This window comes from Micromonospora sp. NPDC048170, assembly GCF_040652795.1.
Lineage (GTDB): Bacteria > Actinomycetota > Actinomycetes > Mycobacteriales > Micromonosporaceae > Micromonospora.
Genome location: NZ_JBEZMR010000071.1, coordinates 1 through 2097, shown reverse-complemented (window position 1 = coordinate 2097; position 2097 = coordinate 1). Strand labels below are relative to the sequence as shown.

Below are 2097 nucleotides of genomic sequence, written 5' to 3'. Positions count from 1 at the left end.
TACACGTCGTTGAGGGATCCTCGGGTGAAGGCGACCACGTCGTCGCGGCCGTCGCCGGTGAAGTCCGTCGGCGACCCCGCCAGATACCGGCCACCCGTCGGTGACGGACCGCAGTTGTCGCTGACCAGGTACTTCGCGTGGTACTGGCCGGGATACGGTGCCAGCGACGCCCCGTTGATCACGATCGTCTGCCCGACGCCGTTGTAGAGCTGCTCGTAGTGGATGTGCGCCCCGGACGAGTTGCCGGTGCTGCCCGTGACGCCGATCTGCTGGCCCTGCTGCACGTACGCCCCGTCGGGCACCGAATAGGAGCTGAGGTGGAAGTAGTAGGTGGTCCACCCGCCGCCGTGGTCGATGACGATGTAGTTACCGGCGCCGCTGGGCTGTGAGTGCCGCCGGGCGACGCCGGCGGCGGAGGCGACCTGCGGCGTGCCCGCGGTGGCGCCTCCGTCGGCCCGCACGAAGTCCAGGGCCTGCCGGACCTCGGCGCTGTGGTGGCCGTAGGTCCACCGCTGCCCGCACGGGAACGGGGCCTTGAAGTTCGGCGCGGCGAGCGCGGGGGACGATGTCGCCACCGCGCCGGTCAGGACGCCCACCGTCAAGGTGAGCAGGGCGACCAGGACGCGACGCACCCTGGTCCTTGAATGCCGTGACATGAGTGACTCCCGTCAGGGACGACTCGGATGGGTGGGTGGCGTGCGGTCGGGTCGCGCAGCGACGCCGGGGGCCGTGTTCGGGCGCCGGTGACGACGCGCCGCCGGATTCGCGACCGATGGGCGCGGCGGCGGCGCGTCGTCGACAGGATGGGTCAGCCGGCGCGGCGCAGGCGCCCGAGCATGCCGTTGAGGTCCTGGATGAAGAGGTCGTGGCGGAAGACGTGCCCGCCGGAAGGCTCGCGCCACTCGAAGGGGATGCCGGCCCGACCCAGGGCCGCCCGGAACTCCCGCTGGCCGGCGAGCACCTGTTCCTCGTTGATCCGGTCCCAGAAGTCGACCGGGATCGGGGAGGTGCCGGCGACCAGGAAGATCCGCTTGTTGCGGTAGCTCTCGATGCGCTGCATCGGGTTGTCGGCGTTGACCCGCGCCTCGTCCCAGAACGGCACGCCGTAGACGGTGCCACCGCCCAGGTCCATCGCGGCCGAGGTGGCGTTGGCCCAGTGCACGACGAGACCGAAGTCCCGGCGCAGGCTCGCCGGGCCGGAGTGGGAACTGACCGAGCAGAAGTGGCCGTAGTACTTCGCGGTGTACTTGAGGGCGCCGAACCCGCCCATCGAGAAGCCGGCGACGGCGCGACCGTTGTACTCGGGGAAGGTGCGGAAGTTCGACTCGATCCACGGCAGCAACTGGGCCATGTGGAACGTCTCCCAGTTGCGGGGGCCGGCGTTGCTGCTCACCGGGTTGGAGTACCAGCCGGTCGAGGCGTCCGGCATGACAACGATGATCTCCCTGCCGGCGGTCAGGTTGATGATGTTCTCGTGCAGGTGGAAGTGCCGGAAGTCAGCAGCTCCGCCGTGCAGCAGGTACAGCACCGGGTAACGCTTGCCGCTGGTGTGGTAGCCGTCGGGCAGCAGGACGTTGACCGCCGGGTCCCACTCGATCGCGTCGGTGGCGAACCGGTAGTACTGGAGCCGGCCGGGGTTCTCGTCCCAGCGGACGAGGCGCAGACCGTGGCCGTCGCGGGCGGCAGCCGCGGGCAGCGGCGCGGCGAGGGCCCCGGCGAACGTGCCGGCGGCGGCGACTCCCGCGGCCCCGGTCAGCAGTCGCCGACGGCTGACGGGCTGGCGGACGGCAGGGGTGTGCTCCATGGATCCTCCATCGGGTGAGACCGCGCCGGGACGGACGAGAACGGCGGCGCGGAGCTTTGCTGTCCACGTAGGACGGGTTCAGAGGGTGGTTTCGCCGTTGAGTCCGAAGTAGTCGTGCCATTTGGTGCTGTTGGCGAAGGTGGTGCCGGTGGAGAGTGCGACGTAGATGTCGTTGGTGGTGCCTTTGGTGAAGACGACGATGTCGTCTTTGTTGTCGCCGTTGACGTCGGCGAGGTAGGGGAATTCGCCGTTGAGGCAGAAGAAGTCGTGCCATTTGATGGTGGTGCCGGTGA

General features: G+C 69.3%; 2 protein-coding genes and 1 pseudogene. All 3 read right to left on the bottom strand.

The annotated features are described in order from the left end of the window. Positions 1-656 (bottom strand): M23 family metallopeptidase (locus AB0D32_RS32665; protein WP_357098813.1); only part of this gene is annotated, 656 nt, incomplete at its 3' end. A gap of 152 nt (positions 657-808) precedes the next feature. Further along, positions 809-1804 (bottom strand): alpha/beta hydrolase-fold protein, encoded by a 996-nt coding sequence (locus AB0D32_RS32660; RefSeq protein WP_357098810.1) that lies wholly within the window; start codon positions 1802-1804, stop codon positions 809-811. A gap of 78 nt (positions 1805-1882) precedes the next feature. Then, positions 1883-2097 (bottom strand): annotated as a pseudogene (locus tag AB0D32_RS32655) (hypothetical protein); the annotation flags it as partial.

What these genes read in the sequence shown, in the direction of transcription:
- AB0D32_RS32660 (WP_357098810.1), bottom strand. Translation starts at nt 1,804, where the DNA reads ATGGAGCACACCCCTGCCGTCCGCCAGCCCGTCAGCCGTCGGCGACTG.